Here is a 20,242-nt window from a genome sequence, read left to right as displayed (position 1 = left end):
ATCTCCCTTCAGATAGTAGTCTTGATGTAAGACAGCACGCCTTCAAGCGCCTCCGTCATCATCTTTTTATTTATGTGGAAAAACACCTCTTTTCCTACTTTCTCGCTCTGTAGGGCCCCGGATTCCCGCAATACCCGCAGATGATGGCTCACAGCGGTGCGGCTTAAGGTCGAGGCCGCGACAATCTGGCCGATATTCAGGCGTTCATCAGGCTCAAAGGCAAGCAGTATGCGTTGTCGCTGTTCATCGCCCAGCGCGATGAACAGTTTCGAGGTATCTGCCCATTCGGATGGAATCTGCATGATGGCTTTCATAACTAAATAATTAGTTATTTAGTTATGTCCGTCAAGTATATTATTCAAACCACGCCAATCCGCACCTGCCAACGTTGAGATTGCCTCTCCAAGCGGCTAAGATGCTTATCTTTCATGATTTCATAGATAGCGATCCGGCGTGGCACCCTTACTGCGACAATCCGAACTGTTGGACAATATAGCCCGGGCGGGCTTCAGTTTTGTGGCAGGAGAAGCCATGCAGGCTTGGTTACTGGGGCAGGCCGAAGACGCGCTGAACGACTGGCCCGCCTTTGCTGCCAGCTGGGAATCCATGCCGCTGGATCAATACATGGCGGATGGCGGGCGCTATCGCCGTCGCCGCTACGCCACGCTCAGTGCACCAGCGCAAGGCGGTGACATTGTGCTGGAACCGCATCAGCCGCATTACCAGAGCCTGGACTACAACCCGCTGAATGGAGGTGTCGCGCGCGAGTTCGAGCCTATACCCGCGGCTATCATGCAGGGTAACAGCATGCGCAACATCCTGCGCTTCTGTCACAAGATGTTCAGCCGCATGCTCCCTGACAAAGTCTGGCATATCGAATGCCATCAATTCCGCATTGAAGCCAGTGCCGACTTGCATGGCAAACCAACGCCCGAAGGCATACACCGCGATGGCGTTGATTTTGTGCTGGTGATGATGGTAAAGCGCGTGAATATTTCCAGCGGCACTACCACCATGCATGACCTTGAGCACAAAACCCTGGACAGCTTTACCCTGACCAAACCGCTGGATAGCGCCATCGTGAATGATAGACGCTGCATGCATGGGGTGACGCCCGTGGAGCAGATCGATGCGGCACATCCTGCCTATCGCGATGTGCTGGTGGTGACATTTCGCGCAAAGTAGCCTGTGAATGACGGAAATGGCCATAAATAGCGGCCCTGTTCACGTCATTTAATACAGTTGTGGTAGCGTATGCTGACAAGAGCCAGAACGCAGTTTGAAACTCCGATGCTGTGGCATCGGTTATGGAGCTAAGCGCGAGCCAGTATGCAAGAAAAACCTACCCCCATCGAGATTGCCCGGCAGGCGCTGATGCAGCTTGCATCGCGCAAAGTCCCACCTACGCCGGATAATTTTCGGACGGTATACGACGAGATCGCGGGCGTTGTTTCCATGAATGAAACTCTTGAGCTTGCCCACGTGCTGGACAAAGTCTTGCACGACGCGGGCAAGCAGCGTCCCAAGTATATTGCCGCCGCCCAATCCATTGCCACCCTGATTGAGAAAAAGGACTGGTCCCGGGTGGAAGACCAGCTCATCAAGCTCCTGCCCTTGGGCGCCGCTGGTGGTGATGAAACCAGCTGGCCGGTGGTGATTCGCAACCTGCTCAAGCAGCTGGAGATGAGTCACAAGGGTGTGACGCTGACACGCAAGAAAGAAGGCCTTAACCGGGTACTTACCAACTTTGGCAATGACCCCGATGTCTTGCCACAAAAGATCCAATCCCTCGCCAACTCATGGGGACAAGGCTCAGTGGCTGATCATGTGCAGGGCGATGGCCCGCAGGTGCTGGAAGGCGAAGCGGAAACCATAGGCGAAACGCCCACCCCTGCCCCCAGCAAGTCGCTCTATGGCAAAAAGCCTGCCGAATATTGGCGCGAAATGCTGGTGCGCACCATGGAGTTGGTGCTGATCCCGCAATTGCATTCCCTGCCCGAGCCGGAAGCCAAGGCTAAACAACTGGTCAAGGATATTCATTCCGCGACGAATGAAACCCAGATCAAGCGTATTGCCGAAGAGTTGAAGGGCGTGCTGTTCACCCTGGAAATGCATGGCGATCAGCAAAACCGTCTGCACGAAGCCTTGTTGCAATTATTGCGCCTGCTGAACAACAGCATGGGTGAGCTGGTGCTGGAGGATAAATGGCTGCATGGGCAGACCCAGATCGTGCAGGATATCCTCGAGAAACCGCTGGACCTTACCCGCCTCTACGACGCCGAAAGCAGCTTGAAAGAGATGCTGTACAAGCAGGGACAGATCAAGCCGCGGCTGATTGAAGCCAAGGATTCGCTGAAGCGCATGGCGGAAATCTTCGTGGACAGACTGGCCGAAATGGATACGGATACCGGTGAATACCAGAACAAGCTGAATGGCTATCGCGACCGTATCACCTCCACCGAGGATCTGGTGGAGCTCAACTCCGTCATTGATAGCCTGTTGAACGATACCCGCAGCATAGGCCTGAGCATACAGCGTTCCAAGGATGCGCTGGTGGATGCCCAACAGCGCGCTGACGAAGCGGAAAAGCTGATCGATGAATTGACGCGACGCCTAGACCATATCAGCGAAGTCGCGCATGAAGATTACCTCACTGGCACGCTAAACCGGCGCGGCATGGATGAAGCCATGGAACGTGAGTTTGCCCGTGCCGACCGCCATGGTACGCCGCTCAGTATTGCCATGATGGATATTGATCACTTCAAGCAGCTCAATGATAACCTGGGCCATGCCACCGGTGATCAGGCCTTGATCCATCTGGTGCGCATCATCAAGTACTCGCTGCGGAATACCGATGTGCTGGCGCGCTATGGTGGCGAAGAGTTCATCATCATACTGCCCAGTACCAAGCAGGATGAGGCCATGGATATCATCAAGCGCGTGCAGCGTGACCTCACCAAGAATTTCTTCATGCATCGCAACGAACGCGTGCTGATCACCTTTAGCGCCGGGGTGGCCGAACGGCTGCCGGGCGAAGGGCCGGATACCATCGTGCCCCGTGCCGATGCCGCTCTTTACAAAGCCAAGCATAGCGGACGCAATCAGGTGATTGGCGCAGAAGGACTGCTGGAAGAGCCGGAGATTCGGGAAATTACCGATGCCAGCGCGCAAGGAAGTAATGGCAATTAAATCCTTATTGACCTGCCTGTTGTGCCTGTCACTGGCAATGACTGCTAGCAGTCAGGCCGCGGAGCCTGAAGCGATCCAGGCTGCATTCAATCAGCGCTACCAGGCGTTTTTTGGGGCAGACAGCACATCCCTGCTGCCCCTCCCCGCCATCGACAAGCTGGAATGGAAGCGCATGCGCGAGAAAAAAGCCTTGCATCAGGTGTATCAGGAGCCGGGCAAGTATTACAACAGCAAGGTGTATGTATTCACCCTGTATCAGGAGGAGCTGGACGGTGGAGCGTATTACCTCGATGCCACCGGCGGCTTCTGGGGCATGGATGAGCTGGTGTATGGGCCGTTGTCCGCCCAGGATATCGGCATTCCCTGAGTCGCCTTAGCCCGGTGGTCGGCCGGGCTTGAGTACAGGCCGCGATGCTTCAGGCTGTCGCAAGCTCTGCAGAAGCGGCAAGCAGGGTGTAAATCTTTTCTGCAGTCACTGGGCGAGAAAGCAGGTAGCCCTGAAACTTGTCGCAACCTGCCTGCGCAAGAAAATCATACTGCTCCTGTGTCTCCACCCCTTCTGCCACGGTTTGCAGATGCAGGCCCTGCGCCATGCGGATAATGCTAGCGGCAAGCTGCATGTCATCGGTGCTGTCGGGGATATCCTTGACGAACTCGCGATCAATTTTAAGCGCGTGGATGGGCAGGGTTTTCAGCTTGGCCAAGGATGACTGGCCAGTGCCAAAATCATCAAGTGCAATATGCACGCCTGTACGAACCAGTGTTTGCAATGTGGGAATGGCGATATCCATTCTATCCATCACCGCATTTTCCGTGATCTCAATGGTCAGCCGACCCGGCGCAATGCCATGGTGCTTCAATACTTCATGCACGGTCGTCACAAAATTCACGTCGCAAAAATGCCTGGCTGAAATATTCACTGCCATGCTGAGCGTATTGTCAGGCAGGCGGGTATCCCACTCTGCCAGTTGGGCACACGCGTGGTCCAGCACCCATTCGCCTATGGGGATAATCAGGCCGGTTTCTTCTGCGCATGGAATAAAGTGGTCAGGGTATATCAGACTGCCATCCTCCTGCTGCCAGCGAATCAGGCACTCGCAGCTGGAGATATGGGGTGGGCCGACGACATTTTCGGCCTTGGCGTATATCGGCTGGTAATGCAATACAAAGGCTTTGTCGCGTATTGCCTGACGCAGACGGCTTTCTGTCATTAGTCTTTCCTGGGCGCGCTTGGTCAGCTCTTCGGTATAAAACTGATAGCGGTTGCGCCCGGTGTCCTTGGCGCGGTACATGGCGGAGTCGGCATTGCGGATAAGCTGGGTGGCATCCTGGGTATCTTCCGGGCATACGCTGATGCCGATGCTGGCACTGATGACGACTTCGCAATTGCCACTTAAGTGAAACGGGGTCTTGAGCGCGTCCAGCAGGTTGCTGGCAATGGTGGCGGCTTCGCTGGCGTTTTGTAACTGCTCGATCAACAGCACAAATTCATCCCCGCCCAGGCGCGCAAAGGTATCCTGTTCACGTATGCGCAGTTTCAAGCGTTCTACGATCGCGACCAGTAGCTCGTCTCCTATCACATGACCCAGACTGTCATTGATATTCTTGAAATGGTCGATATCGATAAACAGCATGCCAACCCGATTGTTGTTGCGCGCACTCAAGGCCAATGCATGGCTCAGCCTGTCCTGAAAAAGCAGGCGATTGGGCAGCCCGGTGAGAATGTCATGATGGGCCAGATGCTGGTAGCGCAATTGACCTTCTTCTATCAATTGCTCGGCTGTCAGCAGGCGCTCACTTTCTGCCAGAAGAATGCTCTGCCTAACCATGGCCAGTGCAATAATGCTCAGGCAGGAGGCCAATGCAATGGATTTGGCGATAGGCGTTGCCGTATCCATCATCATGAAATAAATGGTGCTGATGGCGATCAGCATGGCCATCAACGGGATCGCGCGTTGTATACCCTGGCAGATACGGATGTAAGTGCGATTGCCCGATGGGGTGGCCATCCAGTGCATGGCGCCAAGACCCAGCAGCAAATCAGAAGCGGAAAACACATGGTTGAGCAAGGAGCCGTCTATGTTCACCTGGTCGATGACATTCAGGTTCCACTGCATCCAAATGCCGCCTTCCAATGCCAGCCCGCCAAGTAGCAATAGCCAGCCCAATTGCAAGCGTAAGCGCAAAAACGGCACCAGCAAGAGCGCAAAGCAGGCGGCGCTAAGCAAGCCTGCCGGATAAAACACCAGCACCAGCAATTGGAGGGCGTTACTATCCGCCTGGCGCCCCATATAAATCAGCAGAATGAGGCCAATGACGGCAATGGTCATCACCGCCATATCGAGCTTGGCGGCGGTCAGTTTTGCATGGGAAAGATGCAGCTTGAGGGCGCTGAGCAGGCCCAGAATGCAACAGGGGCCCAGCATCAGATAGAAGAAATCAGCAGGTGCCGGAAATGGGTTCCAGCCGATGACCGATTGTACATCCCAGCAAAGCTGGCCAACAAAGTAAGAACCTATACCCAGCAAAAACCAGCGTCGGGGTTCACGTTGTTCGGGGTAGGCCTGACGGTAACCCATCCAGGCCAGCAGGAATGCAGCCCCGCTACTGACAGTCCAGTGCAGATTGTCCAGCAAGGGCAACCACGGCTGGGGTACAAAAAAAGAACCAATGATGGCCAGAATTACCACCGTCACTGCACCAAAAAGCACCCCTTTTGCGTTGCCTGACATCATCAAGTTCTTTTTATAATTATGCTGTTGCATCATTTAACCCTAAATTGTTAACGAATGTAAACCATTGCTTGTTTGCATCTGTTTTCATCTGCATAGCTTCTGCTCCAGAGTTGCCTGAATATGGTTCTGCTACAAGGGAGGGACCAATAATTTCAAGCATATTTCGGTCCAGTTTCCCGTAAAATGCGTTTTTAGATCGAACCCTGATATGACTCCTTCTATCGACTCCCCTAATTTGCAGTTGCTCAAGAATCCGTCTTTTCTGAAATTGCTGGCGTTTCGCCTGTCGGTTATTTTTTCGTACCAGATTGTGGCGGTGGTGGTGGGGTGGCATATCTATCAACTCACGCGCGATCCATTGTCGCTGGGGCTCATCGGACTGGCTGAAGTGGTGCCTTATATCTGCACAGCCCTGTTTGCTGGTTATGCGGTCGACCATCATTCACGACGCTTTTTTGGGGCGATGGCAGGCGGCGTACTGATGCTGAATGCCCTGACGCTGGCCGCCGTGTCTGCTGGCTATGTGCCGGGAAGTCCAACGTACTGGATTTATGGCTCGATTATCTGCGTTGGCTTTGCGCGCGCCTTCATTGGCCCATCCTTCAGTGCGCTATTTGCGCTGGTCGTACCACGTAGCGAATTCGGCCGGGCTGCCGGGGTGGGGAGTTCGGTATTCCAGATCGGCCTGGTCATGGGCCCCGCCCTGGGCGGCATACTGGTGGGCTGGACCAATGTCAGTGTGGCGTATCTGGTGTCTGCCGGATTCGCCATCCTGGCCGCTGTCGCCATCCTGAGCATACGGGTGGTGGAGCCGCCGCCAGCCGAGAGCGTGCCGGTGTTTACCAGCATCGGGCAGGGCTTGCGTTTTGTATTCAGCAACCAGATTGTGCTGGGGGCGCAGGCACTGGACATGTTTGCGGTACTGTTCGGCGGCGCGGTCGCCATGTTGCCCGCGTTTATCCATGATATTTACCATCACGGCCCTGAAGGCCTGGGCATATTGCGGGCCGCACCTGCGGTGGGCGCAGTGATCATTGGTATTGTGCTGGCACGTCACCCGCTGAATCGGCATGCGGGCAAATATCTTATGATGGCCGTGGCGGGCTTTGGCATCAGCATTATCCTGTTTGGCCTGACCACGCATTTCTGGCTGGCGGCTTTTTTGCTGGCAATCTCGGGGGTATTTGATGGCATTTCGGTGGTGTTGCGCACCACCATCATGCAATTGATGACGCCGGATGCCATGCGTGGACGGGTTTCGGCCATCAACGGAATATTCATCGGTTCATCCAATGAACTGGGTGCTTTTGAGTCCGGGGTCAGTGCCCGGCTGATGGGGCTGGTGCCATCGGTGATTTTTGGCGGCACTATGACGCTGGCAGTAGTCGCTGCGACGGCTCGTCTGGCACCGCGCTTGCGTCGCCTGCATTTGCACGAGCTGCATTAACTTCAGTGGAATTTGTCCATTCAGGCAGAAATATTCCGGCCTGCCCCTAAAGTAATCGAATTAGGGGACGATATCAGGGTAGTTTGGCGTTTTGCTATCCGCAAACACCAAATAAACTACGAGCGCGTGGGAATCTTTTGATTCTCGTGCGCTCTTAATGGCGCTGAAACACAATTTCAGCCCGAGTAATAACCTGATATCCCAAAAGGAATTGACATGCATGCTGCAAGTTTTGACTATCTGATCCCCGCTCCTGCGTTTCAGCCTGAGTACCTGAATGTGCTGGAAATCCCCGACCGCTTTACCCAGACCACGCTTTATAAAACAGAGCAACGTGAGCTCGAGCTACGCCGCGAAATCGTCAAGATGACGCTTGCGAGTGGCGATTGCGTCTGACGTTATTGCGCTAGGCATTGAGCGCGGCAATTCAGCTCCTGCATTAACCCCAGCGCATTTCTGACATCCCTGCTGTTTAATTCGTGCCGTCCATGGCAGGGCTGTTCTCGCCCCGCATCTGGCCTGCCGAAATGGTCAGGTGAGGATAGGGAATCTCGATGCCCACATGATCAAAGGCGTGCTTCAGGCGCTTCAGGTATTCACGGCGCACGGTCCACTGTTCCAGTGGCAACACCTTGAAGCGGCACTTGATAATGACCGCCGAATCATCCCAGCGATCTACCCCCGCCATCTCCAGGTCGTCCAGTATTTTCTGATTAAACACCTCGTCTGCCTTCATGTCGTCCCCGACTTCGCGCATCAGCGTCATCACGGTTTCCACGTTTTCGCGGAAGGCGACGCGAACATCAATCACGGAATAAGCAAAGCTGCGGCTCATATTGGTGACGGTGGAAATAACGCCGTTGGGAATAAAATGCACATTGCCATCGTAGTCGCGCAGCTTGATGTAGCGCAGCGTCACCTCCTCCACAAAGCCGCTTTTACCGCCTGCATCCACTACGTCACCCTGTCGGATCTGGTTTTCCAGCAGCAGAAAAAATCCGGTGAAGTAATCCTTGATCAGGCTCTGCGCGCCAAAGCCCACGGCAACGCCCACCACCCCGGCTGCCGCCAGGATAGGCGCAATGGATACGCCCAGTTCATTCAGTATCTCCATGATGGTGATGACGGAGATCAGCACCGTGGCAATGTAGCGAAACACGCGCCCCAGGGTTTGTACGCGCTTGATTTCTTCAGGGTTATCCTGCGCATGCGTGAGCAGATGGGTTTTCAGCGCCAGCAGCATGCGGTTGAAAATGCGCATCGCCAGCCAGGCGATGGCGAGTATCAGCACAATTTTGAGAAATACCTTGGCGATTTCCCAGAATTTCTGAATGTCCTCGATGCCGAGCTGAATGAGATAGTGTTCCATGGGGCCTCCTGTTGCATGTGTTGGCGGGCGATGATCAGCATGGTGTGCAATCATCAGGCCCGCCGGGCGGTGTAGTTCAGGTCTTGAACCAGCACGCGGTGAGTGGCGGAATGAGCAAGCTATCTTCTGTGCATGAATAGCTGTCTGCAGCGATCGTTTCTTGCACGGTGCCATGGGTGAAAAAACCGGCGCGACGCAGTTGCTCCAGCGGCATGGCCTGGGAGTTATGGTCAAAGTTATTGACCACCAGTACACGTGCCTGGCTGTTCAAGGGATCAAAGCGCGAATACACCAGCAGATGCGGGTTTTCCAGCTCAAACAGCTCTCGATTATTCAGATCGGCCAGCGCGGGGAGTTCTTTGCGCAACGCAATCAACTTCTTCAGGCCATTGAAAATGCGATATTCCACGGTGCCTGGCTGTTGGCGCAGTTCGGCTTTTTCCCAGTTCATGCGGGGCCTGTGCACCCAGCGGCTGTCGTTGTATTTGAGTTCGTCTTCCAGATACGAGGTATCGTTGAGCGTGCCCAGCGGATCAGCGTAATACAGCAATGGAATGCCGCCGAAAGACAGGATGATGCTATGCAACAGCAGGATGGTGCGTATGCTGGTATCAATCGCAGCTTCGTCCTGAAGGTTGAGGGCGGTCTCCAGCCCGGCCAGGGACGCTAGCGAGCCGGAAATACGCGCATCGCCGGTTTTATCGTTACGGCCAAACGCTACACCGCGAGCTATCGAGTCTTCCCGGTTGCCGGTGTAATAGTCGATCAGGAACTGCCGGTGCGCCCAAGGCTCGTAGCCTGCCTGGCGGATATCGTTATCATCAAACCCCAGGCCAATGTCGTCGTGGCAACGCAGATAATTGAGCCAGGTGGCACGCTCCAGCTTGTTGGGAATATTGCGTATGCCTTTGTTGAGCAGCGATGCCTTCTTGGTAGCGACCCCTTCCCACAGCAGCGCCATCAGGGTGGCGTTATAGGCAATCTCACACTCCTTGGCATTGATGGCATCTTCGCCAAAGTACTTGATCACTTCTGGCGGGGCCACAATCGCTTCCGCAATAAACAAGACGCCGGGGGCTGTTACCTGGCAGCAATCTTTCATCAGTTGCAGAATCAGGTGGGCTTCACGCTCGTTCTGGCAACTGCTGCCAATTTTTTTCCACAAGAAGGCCACGGCATCCAGTCGCAAGATATCCACGCCATGATTGGCCCAGTAGAGAATGATGTCGATCATCTCGATCAACACCGCCGGGTTGCGGTAATTCAGATCCCACTGGAACTGGTTGAATACGGTCATCACCCATTTATTGGCTTCGGCATTCCAGGTGAAATTGCCGGGCGCCGTTTCGGGGAATACCTCCAGCATCGATTCTTCGTACAAATCCGGCAACTCGCGGTCATCGAACATGTAGTAGTAATCCTGATACTTGGGGTCGCCCTGCCGTGCTTTCACCGCCCAGTCGTGTTCATCTGAGGTGTGGTTGACCACCACATCCAGCGCCAGCAGCATGTCGCGCTTTTTCAGATTGCTGATCAGTGCATCAAGGTCGGCCAGCGTGCCGTAACGAGGATCGATATTGCGAAAATCGCGCACGGCATAACCGCCATCGCTTTTGCCGCGCGGGCAATCCATGATGGGCATGATATGCAGCAGATTGATGCCCAGATCCTGCAAAAAGTGCAGATGGCGCTGCACGCCCTGCAGATCACCCGCAAACTCCTGGCAGTACATGGCGAATCCCACCCATTTCTGGCTCAGAAACCAGGTATGGTCTTTTTCCCGCGCCAGATCCTGCTCGCGCAGATGCGGCGCACGATTCAGGTACTGCCGTGTGAGCGTTTCCACCAGCTTGCCCAGCTGCTGCTTGTAATCTGGCCGCTCGCCATACAGGCTATGAAATAGCGAGTAGATGGCATAAAAATTAGCGCCAAGCCGGATATAGAAATGCTGCAGATTGTGTTTCTTGATCTCGGGTTTCAGGCCGATCAGGATGTCATTCAACAGCGAGTGCGAGACCTGTTCATACATGGGGCACCTCGCTCTCTGCCGTATCCGGTATAGGCGGTGCCGTGCTGATGGGGACTTCCAGCAGACCATAGTGACGCAGCCCTTCCAGTATGCCAGCGGCAAAATGCCGGGAGGCAAAATACACGCTGTGCATGCCCTTCAGCGCCTGCAACTCAGGGCTGTAATTGCCGACGACGATGGCTTGGGTATTCCCCACCAACATCTCCTGATCATTGCCTGAGTCGCCTGCGACCAGGAAGTTTTCAAGCGGCAAGCCCCATTTGTAGGCCAGATAGCGGATGGCATGCCCTTTGGACGCGCGAATAGGCAAGATGTCGAGAAACTCCTGATGTGAGTAGATTAACTGGGCCCGCAATTTGCGCTCGCCCAGCAAGCGATACAGCTCTTTGATGGTGGGCATGTGCTTGGGATCCACGATATAACTCAGCTTGAATTCGCGCTGGTTTTCTGGTGCTTGCAAGGTCAGCCCGGGGATGCCGGTGAGCGCTTGTTGCAGATCATCGCGACGCCACATATGGCGGATATGGTTGGCCCAGCCTATATCGGGAATCAGCTTGGCGCCATAATGGATTTCGCTGCCTACCGAGGTAATCAGGATTTCCGGTTGCGGCACCTGCCATTTTTTCAGGATGGCAATCGCACTCTCCAGCGGCCGTCCGGTCGCAATGCCAAATGCCAGCTTACCTTTATTGCGGCTCAGCCACTGCATTAGCTGTTGCAGCGAGGCTCGCTCGCCCAGCAGGGTGTTATCGATGTCGCTGATCAGGGTGCGCTCGACCAATGGCATTTGCGATTTGCCAGAATCCAGCAACAGCGCGTGATGACGGCGCACCACTTTGCGGTTGCGGCGCAGCACATGCCGTACTTCTTTCATGTATTTGGCGACATGGGCATCCCAGCTGTAATGGCGCTTGACGCCGAGCAGACCGTTGGCCGACCAGGTCCGCCATTGCTTGCGGTCTGCCAGCGCGCTGGTCAAGGCCTGGCCTATCGCTTCGCATTCCAGGGTGTTGGCCAACAGGCCGTTGCGGCAGTTGCGCACGATATCGCGCGGGCCACCGTCATCCGGCGCCACAAAAGGCAGGCCGCTGGCGGCGGCTTCAATCAGGGTCAGGCCAAACGGCTCGGTCAGCGCGGAGTTCACAAATACACCACGCCTTCTGGCGGCAAGCCGGTAAAGCTCGGGAATGGCATCCTGCGATATCTGCTTGGGGATGGCGACTTTGCCCCACAAATCATATTTGTCGATATCCAGCAGCAGGTTTTGCATCACCTGTTGCTGCGACTCTTCCATGGCGCGAATATCCTCGCGCGTGCCAGCGACGATGACCAGGTTGGCTTTTTCCTGCAGCTCTTGCGATTGGCCATAGGCATGCACCAGGCCTTTGAGATTCTTGCGCAGGTCCGGGCGGCAGATAGCGAGGATGACGGGCTTGTCCGGGTCGCTGAGAAAACGGTCTATCTGTTGCTGTGGGTCAGACTGAATCTTGCGCCTGCCGGGTGGTGAGAAACGTTTGGTATCGGTGCCCGGGGGAATCACCACATAGCGTTGCTGGGCAAAGTTGTGATAGATGCCGTATTGCGAGTCGATCTCCTGGCGCGTGCTGGTCACCACAAACGCGGCATGCTTGAGGATATCTTCTTCAACCGCAATGCGGCGGTCCAGATTGAACTGGCGCTCAATGGCGTGCTGCTTGCGGCCGCTGGCCAGCAGGCGTTCACGCTTGGTACGGCCCAGCGAATGGCCGGTATGCACTTGTGGGATACCCAGCAGCAATGACAGTTGCTGCCCGACATACCCGGCATCGGCATAGTGGGTATGAATCAGGTCAGGCAGGCGCCCCTGTTGCCGTAAGTAATGCAGGCAACGATCCACCAGCTCATCCAGATAAGGCCACATGAGCTCTTTGCGCAGATAGCGCTTGGGGCCAAAGGGCAGGCGGATAATGCGTGCCCCGGCAGATAGCGCTTCTTCCGGCTGGCTGTATTCAGGCGCGACGGAGGGGTCAAGGATGGCGCGCGTCAACAGATCGACCTTGCCGATTTCGGGATGGGCGGCAAGGGTGCGCGAGAGCTCGACCACATAGGTAATCTGGCCACCGGTATCGGCATCGCGTCCCAGCTCAAGATCGTAACCCCGTATCAAGCCATGCAGGCTGATCATCAGTACATAGAGCGGGCTATCGCTGGCGGTGATCATGACAGCCACTCCTGCACAAACGGCTGGTAAAACGTCAGGTCATGCGGCGCTGCGCCACGTATGGCACATAGCGCACTGGCAAACTGGTTGGCCCGGCTAAGGGTGAGATTGGTCTCCCATGCATGCAGATGACCCAATATGTACACCGCGGCGAATGCATCGCCCGCGCCCACTGTATCCTGCAAAGGCTGGGTCATGGTTTGGGGCCCGGTTTCCTGCAGTTGGCCACTGGCATTCAGTTGCCATGCGCCTTGCTCACCGCGTGTAATCACCACCAGCTTGAGATTGAAGCGTTTGAGCATGGCCATCGCCAGCTCAGGCAACGATTTTCCCGGCAGCCGCAGCAAGATCGCCAGCGCGCCCAGTTCGTCCTCATTCATCTTGACGATATCGGCACGCAGCAATGAACGTCGCACCGTATGCTTGTCATACCATGGAGCACGCAGGTTGAGATCAAGAAAGCGCGGGCTTCTGGCGTCGTTGAGGAAGTTATCCAGCGCCAGGCGCGACTCCATATTGCGCTGCGCCAAGGTGCCAAAATAGACCAGGTCTGGCTTGAGGGACATGGTCAGCATGTGGGTCACGCCAGCGTGGATATAGTCGTATGCCTGGTAGGGGAGGATTTCAAAGCGGTGGCCGCCAGCATCCATATGCACGGTGACCTGGCCAGTGGGGTATTGGGGATCGCACTGGATGCCGGAAGTATCCATGCCGCGTGCGTTCATCTCGGCGAGCAGTTCTTCGCGTAGGACATCATTGCCCGTGCGTGAAATCATCACGGGTTTTAGGCCAAATCCCTGCAAGTGGCGCGCGACATTGAAAGGGGCGCCGCCCAGGATATGGCCATCAGGAAAAACATCGGCTAATACTTCGCCAAACAAGGCAACGCATGAGCCCATGTCTTTATGGTGAGGTTGTAATTGCAATGGAGTTCCCTTTTGCTGTTGTTTTTAAAAGATAATCTGCATTCAGCCACTCCTGACAAGGTGGGATGGTCAGGGTGTTGTAAGCTTCCCCTGTTATCTTTTAGTGGTCTTTTGAGCGGCAAAGTTTCGATTTTTTTTAAAAGCAGCCAACGCTAGCCCGGCATTGCAAAGGGATATGACGCCATCCTGCGGCCAAGTGATGATTACTTTTTTTTAACATTACGCTATTACGCTTGATGTTAAGCTTATGGTCGTTCATGCAACCATATCGGGTGGCATGGCTCCAATATGGCGATTTACACCAGCATCAAGCACACAAGAACCCGTGTTGACTAACAAACAGCCCTCTTCACAATTGCCTACCTCTGCCGCGGCCCCTTTTCTCTGGGATAAACGTTCTCGGGGAGATCGCATGCTGCAGATTCGCATCAGCCGCAATACGCTGATCGCGATTGTAATTTCGCTGCTGATACATGCGATTCTGCTGTTTACCGTCATCATTCACCCCATGGAGTCTGGTCCTGAGTCCGAGCCTGCCGAATCCAGCCAGATTGTGATGCAACTCGCCCCCAAGGCGGCGCCCAAAGCAGCGGAGACCCCGCAACCCAGTACCCAGGCGGAGCCTGAGCCCGCCCCTGCGCCCAAAGCGCCACCCAAGCCTGTCAGCAAACCGGTGACCAAACCGAGCAAGCCGACATCTCCTCCTGTCATGGCGGCCCAGCCGCCTGCCCGGGATCATGCACCTGCTCCGCTGGACCGGCGTGTACCTGCCCCTCCAGCGGAACCGGATATGTCGCCGCCGCCGACCGACATGATGAGCTACGTGAAACAGCAGCGTGACAAGCGGCGTGCGCAGGGTGATCCTTCTATCGTGAATGAGGATGCGGCTGCCAAAGAGCGGGGACCGACGGCTGATGAGGTACGTGAGGCCAATATCCAGCGCAACCTGAAGGAAGCGGGCGGCGGCGTTTTCCAGATCACACAGATGAGTTCACGCGGGGCTAAATTTGTATTCCGTGGCTGGCGCTACTTCAGTAATCCCCGCACCGAATATATCGAGGTGGAAGCGCCTGCCGATGGTGATATTCGCCGGGCGGTGGTCAAGCGCATGATCGAGATTATCCGCCGTGATTACAAAGGGGATTTCACCTGGGAATCCAAACGTCTTGGCCGTGTCGTAACCTTGTCTGCACGCCCGCAGGATAACGATGGCCTGGAAGATTTCCTGCTCAACGATTTTCAGTGGTAGCCAGCGGCTATCCTTATAATCAGTGGCTCTGCCCTGACATCTATCTTTTGTAATCCTTAAACCAGATGCGAACCATTTTTAATGATGAGACTCCCTTAGGGTGGGGAATCACTTTTCATTGAAGCGTCGTCAATAAAAAATGGGAAAGACAGCAGGGGTATACCCTGTGTATGCTTAGCCTGCTGGTCTGGTCAATACAGGCTTTTGCATTGAACGGGATCAGTCAACTTCACCGATGGATTGCGGCCCCGCTTACCGCACTGTAGCTGACATTCAATGCAGTGATGTTCAATAACAATCTTCACAAAAAATTGCGCTATGGACCATAACATCACTCTCATCTCCACCGTCGCGGCGGGCTTCGGCCTGGCGTTGGTGTTCGGCTTTATTGCCGAAAAAATCAAGTTGCCCGCTCTGGTGGGTTATCTGTTGGCAGGTATTCTGATTGGCCCGGCAACGCCAGGCTTTGTCGCCGATACCGGTATCGCCTCCCAGCTGTCTGAAATTGGCGTCATGCTGCTCATGTTTGGCGTGGGCCTGCATTTTTCGATTGCGGACCTCATGGCGGTCAAACGTATTGCACTCCCCGGCGCGGTGGTGCAAATGACGCTTGCGACCGTGCTGGGAGCGAGTGTGGCTCACTTGTGGGGCTGGACTCTTGGCGAGGGACTTATTTTTGGCCTGGCACTGTCATGCGCCAGTACGGTGGTGCTGCTGAAGGCGCTGGAAGCCAGGGGCATTGTAGACAGCATGAATGGCAAAATCGCCGTGGGCTGGCTGGTCGTGGAAGATCTTGCCACAGTCCTGGTGCTGGTATTGATGCCGCCGCTAGCAGGCATACTGGGCGGTACCGCCCCGGTGGAAAGTGCTGCCCCACTCTGGCAGACCATCGGGTTTACCTTGTTGCAGGTTTCATTTTTCATTGTCTTTATGCTGGTGGCTGGCAAGCGCTTGTTGCCATGGTTGCTGTGGCATGTGGCAAAGACCGGCTCACGCGAGCTATTCACCTTGGCCGTGATTGCTGCGGCCATCAGCATTGCGTTTGGCGCTGCCAAGCTGTTTAGTGTGTCTTTTGCTCTGGGCGCCTTCTTTGCGGGCATGGTGATGCGCGAATCTGAATTCAGTCATCGTGCCGCAGAGGAATCTTTGCCTTTGCGTGACTCCTTCGCCGTGCTGTTTTTTGTGTCGGTGGGTATGCTGTTTGACCCGGCTATTCTGGTCAAGGAGCCATTCAGTGTGCTGGCAGTGGTCGCCATTATCATTGTGGGTAAATCCATTGCGGCCATGGCGATCGTGCTGGCTTTCCGCTATCCCCTCAACACGGCGCTGACGGTGGCCGCCAGCCTGGCGCAGATTGGCGAGTTTTCTTTCATCCTCGCCGGGTTGGGCATGGGCTTGGGTATTCTGCCGGCGGAGGGCATGAGTCTGGTGCTGGCCGGAGCGCTGATTTCGATTGCACTGAATCCCCTGGTATTTTCTCTCGCGAAGCCGATAGAAAAATGGCTGTTGAGCTTCTCCAAGCTTGCGCGCCACCTTGATCGACGTACCGACCCGTTTGCCGAGCTGCCTATGAGCACGGAGCGCAAGCTGCTTGAAGGCCAAGTGGTGCTGGTGGGATATGGCCGCGTGGGCCGACGTATTGCCCAAGCCTTGACCGAGCAAGGGATACCGTTTGTGATTGCCGAACAGAACCGCGAGATTGTGGAGGGGCTGCGCAAAAAAGGCATCGCTGCTGTGTCGGGCAATGCCGCTGATCCTGCCGTTCTGGTGCAAGCGCACATACAGAATGCTTCCATGTTGGTGATTGCGACCCCGGAAACCATCGATTTCCGCAAAATGTCAGAGGCGGCTTCCACGTTGCAACCTACCATTGAGATTGTGGTGCGCACCCATAATGAAGAAGAGTCCACCCTGCTGAGAAAAGATGGCGTAGGAACGGTGTTCTATGGCGAAGAAGAACTGGCGAAAGGCATGACCAAGCATATTCTGGATCGCTTTGTGCAGTCCTGATATTTATCCCACACAGTATACGTGCCCATAAAAAAACGGAGGAAAACCTCCGTTTTTTTATTTAATCAACAAGCGCCAACAAGTTAGCGCCTGGATGCATGCGACGTTTTAGCGATTGCAAACGTACATGGTTACTTCAAAGCCAAAACGCATTTCGGTAGCTTCTGGTTTGGTCCACATGATAGTTCTCCTCATTGGGTTGGTTAAGTCATCCGGGTAATGAATCAGCGATAACTTGCTGTATCTGTATGACTGCAGTATGCGCCTGCGGTTTTGTTAATCCCCTGCTGCCATTCATGATTCACGCCTCATGATTTTCATTAAACATCTCAACGCGTAGCGGCAGCAGGTCGGAACTTAATCGCTCTACCCGTACACCTACAGATACATTCATACCGATAAATAAGGAGAGAGACCATGATGAAATCGTGTCTTGTAATCGCAGGTCTATTGGCTTTGCCCATGGCCGCCATGGCCGATACCGAGTTCTATGGCACCATCCAAAGCAAGCCGGATAACAACCTTGGCGTCTGGGTGATAGGTGACCAGCAGATACACGTGAATGAAAAAACCAAACTCGAGGACGATCATGGCCCGCTCGCTATTGGCGCTTGTGTGGAGGTTGAACACAAAAATGGGCTGGCGAAAGAAATCGAAAGCGAGAAAACAGAGAAGTGTACAAAGCCCGCGGGCAAGCTTTGATTAATTTCTTAGTGTGACGACCATAAAAAAACGCCAGCATTTGCTGGCGTTTTTACCTGACTGAAGAACCGTGGTTCAGTTTAGTTCAGGGCATCCTTCAAAGCCTTGCCAGCGCGGAAGGCTGGAGCCTTGCGAGCAGCAATCTTGATTTCTTTACCGGTTTGCGGATTGCGGCCAGTACGGGCAGCGCGTTCCGAAACTGCGAAGGTACCGAAACCGATCAGGGTTACGGAGTCACCCTTCTTCAAAGCGCCAGTAACACTGCTGGTGAATGCATCAATCACCTTGCCAGCGGCAGCCTTGCTAATACCAGCGCTTGTTGCAATTTCTTCAATCAATTCTTGTTTGTTCATAGTGTTTTCAATCAAGGTTGTTGGATGGAGCGCCTATCTTAACCTAGTCTGGCAAGCTTTGCGGCACTTCATATACAAATTTTTTTAAAATTTCCTGTGATTATGCACATTGAATATTTTTGCAAAGTATCAGCTACTTTTCTTGAATACTTATGCAAACAAAGAATCGTCGGTCTTTTTGCATAAGTATTTATTAAATTTATGATTTTTATATATTTTTCATTATGCTAATCAGGGCTTGGACGAGCCCCTGCCTTGTCGCTCAGATGGCAAGGGCAAAAAAATGGGAATGGTCAAAAAATGTCACATGCTGCTGTGGCGATGAATAAAAAGCCGGAAAACCACCCTGGATTTTCCGGCCTTTCATGTGTGGCTATTGCTTTTTTAGAGCTTCATTTCGACGTTAGGCTTTTTTCAGCGTGTTGCCAAACAGTTGCAATGCCAGCTGGTAGCCAGTATTGGCGAGCTGAGGGTCGTAGCGTTCACCCTCATCACGCATGAAGGCATGCTGGCCATTGAACTCATGCCAAGTGAATGAAAGATTTGCTTCTGTCAGTTTTTGATACACCTCAGCGCGCCCTGCCGTAGGAATATGGTTGTCTTGCTTGCCCCAGATCATCAGCAGTTCCCCCTTGATATCTGCCAGACGCTCCATGCTGTGCTGGCCTGGTTTGTTAGGGATTACCGCTGTATGCAGATCCGTGGCGTAGAAGCAGGCAGTTGCCTTGATCTCAGGCTGAAGAGCGGCACGGAATGCCAGATGGCCGCCAATGCAGAAACCCATCGCGCCAATGTCACCACTGCACCATTCTTGCTGCTTGAGATAAGTAATCATGGCTGCGTTATCGGTATCGTAGCCTTGGACATCCTTGGCTGACTTGTCGGCATTGCCTTTATCGCGACCTGCGTCGTCGTACGCCAAGACCGTGCCGATAGGGTTAAGCTCATGGAACACTTCTGGCACTAGAACAGCATAGCCATAGCCTGCCATGATTTTTGCCGCACGTTCAATCGGGCCGGTCTGCTGGAAAATTTCTGAATAGAACAGGATAGCCGGGAAGCGACCTTCACCTTTCGGGCGGTGTACATAGGTACGCATGACACCGGTAGGTGTCGGCAGGTCAACAATGTGGCTTTGAATCAGCATGACAAGGGCTCCTGAAATAGTGTTTTTTTGAATCGATATAATCAGCTATTTTAGCTTGTCAGGCGAAAAAGCGGGGAATATTAGCTATTCCCCTTGCGAGGTCTTCCATTCATCAAACGAGGGTTAATGAGATTAAACAGGTGCGATACTTTTTTTCGTCAGCGAACGGCATGCCGTCATGAATGCCAAGCCAAACGCCAATAAGGCAATTGGCGGTAATTCTGGTACTGGCGATGTATAAGTATAATGAGTCCAGCTCCCCGGCAAGGTGTTGGATGCTTCGGCCGTCTCAGTTATTCCTCCAGTGAAAATAAAAGATGAGACGTAATCCCCGCTATGGGTGGTTTTGAAGACCTTCTGATATCCGAGGGTCCCATAATCGTAAAGTACGAACCAGTTTGAGATATTACCCAGATTATCGGTTTGAATATTCGCGGTAGCGGTGATCTCTAGATTGTGATCATTGGGGTCTCCCAGGTTTGCTACCGGCACCGGGGTTCCCAAATAATCCCCTACAAAAAAAGCGGTGACATCGTTGATGGAGTAGGTGGAGTTGGGCTGCAGAATATCGTTAAAGACCAAAATTGCTTGAATGGGATATGACTCATAGTCTGCTGTAAATATTCCCTCATTTGTGACCGCGGTGATGCTGCCATAAAGCGGGTTACCCTCATATTGATATGCCACAGCCGCATGGGCTGGTATGGCGAATAAGCTGATGAGCAGTAATAGCCATCTAGTAAAAAAATTCCCGGTTTTCATGATGATTATCTCTTCCTTTTTTAGTTATGAAAAAGCACCATAGCCGGGGAATGTGAATAAAACTAGGGGTACATCTAGCCTATTGATTTAAATCAATATGTGGAGGACTATGCAAAGGTTTGGA

Annotated in this window: 18 protein-coding genes and 1 pseudogene; 8 read left to right on the top strand and 11 right to left on the bottom strand. The window is 53.9% G+C overall.

Translation table 11 applies throughout. The annotated features are described in order from the left end of the window. Positions 1–8 precede the first annotated feature (8 nt). On the bottom strand, positions 9–314 hold the full coding sequence (locus LG204_RS01850) for an ArsR/SmtB family transcription factor (RefSeq protein WP_230335684.1): 306 nt from the start codon (positions 312–314) through the stop codon (positions 9–11). 139 nt (positions 315–453) lie between these two features. Between LG204_RS01850 and LG204_RS01845 the strand changes: the two genes are divergently transcribed. The 3 genes from LG204_RS01845 to LG204_RS01835 all read left to right on the top strand — a co-directional run bounded on the left by LG204_RS01845 (position 454) and on the right by LG204_RS01835 (position 3,556). Next, positions 454–1,185 carry a 2OG-Fe dioxygenase family protein gene (locus tag LG204_RS01845; RefSeq protein WP_230335683.1) on the top strand — a complete coding sequence of 244 codons (732 nt, stop codon included), beginning with the start codon at positions 454–456 and terminating at the stop codon, positions 1,183–1,185. 144 nt (positions 1,186–1,329) lie between these two features. Then, entirely contained in the window at positions 1,330–3,189 is a 1,860-nt protein-coding gene (locus LG204_RS01840; RefSeq protein WP_230335682.1) for a GGDEF domain-containing protein, read from the top strand. Continuing rightward, positions 3,179–3,556 (top strand): hypothetical protein, encoded by a 378-nt coding sequence (locus LG204_RS01835; protein ID WP_230335681.1) that lies wholly within the window; start codon positions 3,179–3,181, stop codon positions 3,554–3,556. Before LG204_RS01840 ends, LG204_RS01835 begins: the two co-directional genes overlap by 11 nt. Before the next feature lie 49 nt (positions 3,557–3,605). On the opposite strand, the gene LG204_RS01830 is transcribed toward LG204_RS01835, so the two are convergent. Together LG204_RS01830 and LG204_RS01825 are read right to left on the bottom strand one after the other, a co-directional pair. After that, positions 3,606–5,924: a putative bifunctional diguanylate cyclase/phosphodiesterase gene (locus tag LG204_RS01830; protein WP_230335680.1), complete on the bottom strand. Its 2,319-nt coding sequence runs from the start codon at positions 5,922–5,924 to the stop codon at positions 3,606–3,608. Positions 5,925–5,940: 16 nt separating this feature from the next. Continuing rightward, entirely contained in the window at positions 5,941–6,084 is a 144-nt protein-coding gene (locus tag LG204_RS01825) for a hypothetical protein (protein ID WP_230335679.1), read from the bottom strand. Positions 6,085–6,132: 48 nt separating this feature from the next. On the opposite strand from LG204_RS01825, the gene LG204_RS01820 reads away from it, so the two are divergent. Together LG204_RS01820 and LG204_RS01815 are read left to right on the top strand one after the other, a co-directional pair. Continuing rightward, a complete protein-coding gene (locus LG204_RS01820) occupies positions 6,133–7,371 on the top strand; it encodes an MFS transporter (RefSeq protein ID WP_230335678.1) in 1,239 nt (412 codons plus the stop codon). 216 nt (positions 7,372–7,587) lie between these two features. Beyond that, the gene (locus LG204_RS01815) at positions 7,588–7,767 is read left to right on the top strand and encodes a hypothetical protein (protein WP_230335677.1); all 180 of its coding nucleotides are present in this window, start codon (positions 7,588–7,590) and stop codon (positions 7,765–7,767) included. Between the two features lie 76 nt (positions 7,768–7,843). Here the strand turns inward: LG204_RS01815 and LG204_RS01810 are convergent, their stop codons facing one another. From LG204_RS01810 to LG204_RS01795, 4 genes are all read right to left on the bottom strand, one after another. Next, the gene (locus LG204_RS01810; RefSeq protein WP_230335676.1) at positions 7,844–8,740 is read right to left on the bottom strand and encodes a mechanosensitive ion channel family protein; all 897 of its coding nucleotides are present in this window, start codon (positions 8,738–8,740) and stop codon (positions 7,844–7,846) included. Between the two features lie 76 nt (positions 8,741–8,816). Then, entirely contained in the window at positions 8,817–10,769 is a 1,953-nt protein-coding gene (locus tag LG204_RS01805) for an alpha-amylase family protein (RefSeq protein WP_230335675.1), read from the bottom strand. Then, complete coding sequence (locus LG204_RS01800; protein WP_230335674.1) at positions 10,762–12,969, bottom strand: HAD-IIB family hydrolase; 2,208 nt, start codon at positions 12,967–12,969, stop codon at positions 10,762–10,764. Before LG204_RS01800 ends, LG204_RS01805 begins: the two co-directional genes overlap by 8 nt. Next, on the bottom strand, positions 12,966–13,868 hold the full coding sequence (locus LG204_RS01795) for a carbohydrate kinase family protein (RefSeq protein WP_230335803.1): 903 nt from the start codon (positions 13,866–13,868) through the stop codon (positions 12,966–12,968). Before LG204_RS01795 ends, LG204_RS01800 begins: the two co-directional genes overlap by 4 nt. 439 nt (positions 13,869–14,307) lie before the next feature. On the opposite strand from LG204_RS01795, the gene LG204_RS01790 reads away from it, so the two are divergent. Both LG204_RS01790 and ybaL read left to right on the top strand, forming a co-directional pair. After that, a complete protein-coding gene (locus tag LG204_RS01790; protein ID WP_230335673.1) occupies positions 14,308–15,144 on the top strand; it encodes a hypothetical protein in 837 nt (278 codons plus the stop codon). A gap of 318 nt (positions 15,145–15,462) precedes the next feature. After that, on the top strand, positions 15,463–17,154 hold the full coding sequence (gene ybaL / locus LG204_RS01785; protein ID WP_230335672.1) for a YbaL family putative K(+) efflux transporter: 1,692 nt from the start codon (positions 15,463–15,465) through the stop codon (positions 17,152–17,154). Positions 17,155–17,262: 108 nt separating this feature from the next. Here ybaL and pqqA read toward each other — a convergent pair whose 3' ends face one another. Then, positions 17,263–17,334, bottom strand: a complete 72-nt coding sequence (gene pqqA, locus LG204_RS01780) for a pyrroloquinoline quinone precursor peptide PqqA (protein ID WP_013440845.1) — start codon at positions 17,332–17,334, stop codon at positions 17,263–17,265. Positions 17,335–17,571: 237 nt separating this feature from the next. Between pqqA and LG204_RS01775 the strand changes: the two genes are divergently transcribed. Beyond that, positions 17,572–17,856 (top strand): DUF5666 domain-containing protein, encoded by a 285-nt coding sequence (locus tag LG204_RS01775; RefSeq protein ID WP_230335671.1) that lies wholly within the window; start codon positions 17,572–17,574, stop codon positions 17,854–17,856. Positions 17,857–17,936: 80 nt separating this feature from the next. Here the strand turns inward: LG204_RS01775 and LG204_RS01770 are convergent. The 3 genes and pseudogenes from LG204_RS01770 to LG204_RS01760 form a co-directional block, all read right to left on the bottom strand. Continuing rightward, positions 17,937–18,227 (bottom strand): annotated as a pseudogene (locus LG204_RS01770) (HU family DNA-binding protein); the annotation flags it as partial. A gap of 385 nt (positions 18,228–18,612) precedes the next feature. Further along, positions 18,613–19,356, bottom strand: a complete 744-nt coding sequence (locus tag LG204_RS01765; RefSeq protein WP_230335670.1) for a dienelactone hydrolase family protein — start codon at positions 19,354–19,356, stop codon at positions 18,613–18,615. Positions 19,357–19,488: 132 nt separating this feature from the next. Next, positions 19,489–20,118: a hypothetical protein gene (locus LG204_RS01760; protein ID WP_230335669.1), complete on the bottom strand. Its 630-nt coding sequence runs from the start codon at positions 20,116–20,118 to the stop codon at positions 19,489–19,491. Positions 20,119–20,242: the final 124 nt, after the last annotated feature.

Source organism: Methylovorus menthalis (genome assembly GCF_020523625.1).
Taxonomy (GTDB): domain Bacteria; phylum Pseudomonadota; class Gammaproteobacteria; order Burkholderiales; family Methylophilaceae; genus Methylovorus; species Methylovorus menthalis.
Note: the sequence above shows the minus strand (reverse complement) of the source record. Positions and strands in the feature narration are given on the sequence as shown.

Excerpts from the sequence above, each read along its gene's own strand:
- LG204_RS01850 (WP_230335684.1), bottom strand. The coding sequence starts at position 314 with ATGAAAGCCATCATGCAGATTCCATCCGAATGGGCAGATACCTCGAAA.
- LG204_RS01840 (WP_230335682.1), top strand. The coding sequence starts at position 1,330 with ATGCAAGAAAAACCTACCCCCATCGAGATTGCCCGGCAGGCGCTGATG.
- LG204_RS01835 (WP_230335681.1), top strand. The coding sequence starts at position 3,179 with ATGGCAATTAAATCCTTATTGACCTGCCTGTTGTGCCTGTCACTGGCA.
- LG204_RS01830 (WP_230335680.1), bottom strand. The coding sequence starts at position 5,924 with ATGATGTCAGGCAACGCAAAAGGGGTGCTTTTTGGTGCAGTGACGGTG.
- LG204_RS01825 (WP_230335679.1), bottom strand. The coding sequence starts at position 6,084 with ATGCTTGAAATTATTGGTCCCTCCCTTGTAGCAGAACCATATTCAGGC.
- LG204_RS01820 (WP_230335678.1), top strand. The coding sequence starts at position 6,133 with ATGACTCCTTCTATCGACTCCCCTAATTTGCAGTTGCTCAAGAATCCG.
- LG204_RS01815 (WP_230335677.1), top strand. The coding sequence starts at position 7,588 with ATGCATGCTGCAAGTTTTGACTATCTGATCCCCGCTCCTGCGTTTCAG.
- LG204_RS01810 (WP_230335676.1), bottom strand. The coding sequence starts at position 8,740 with ATGGAACACTATCTCATTCAGCTCGGCATCGAGGACATTCAGAAATTC.
- LG204_RS01805 (WP_230335675.1), bottom strand. The coding sequence starts at position 10,769 with ATGTATGAACAGGTCTCGCACTCGCTGTTGAATGACATCCTGATCGGC.
- LG204_RS01800 (WP_230335674.1), bottom strand. The coding sequence starts at position 12,969 with ATGATCACCGCCAGCGATAGCCCGCTCTATGTACTGATGATCAGCCTG.
- LG204_RS01795 (WP_230335803.1), bottom strand. The coding sequence starts at position 13,868 with ATGGGCTCATGCGTTGCCTTGTTTGGCGAAGTATTAGCCGATGTTTTT.
- LG204_RS01790 (WP_230335673.1), top strand. The coding sequence starts at position 14,308 with ATGCTGCAGATTCGCATCAGCCGCAATACGCTGATCGCGATTGTAATT.
- ybaL (WP_230335672.1), top strand. The coding sequence starts at position 15,463 with ATGGACCATAACATCACTCTCATCTCCACCGTCGCGGCGGGCTTCGGC.
- LG204_RS01775 (WP_230335671.1), top strand. The coding sequence starts at position 17,572 with ATGATGAAATCGTGTCTTGTAATCGCAGGTCTATTGGCTTTGCCCATG.
- LG204_RS01765 (WP_230335670.1), bottom strand. The coding sequence starts at position 19,356 with ATGCTGATTCAAAGCCACATTGTTGACCTGCCGACACCTACCGGTGTC.
- LG204_RS01760 (WP_230335669.1), bottom strand. The coding sequence starts at position 20,118 with ATGAAAACCGGGAATTTTTTTACTAGATGGCTATTACTGCTCATCAGC.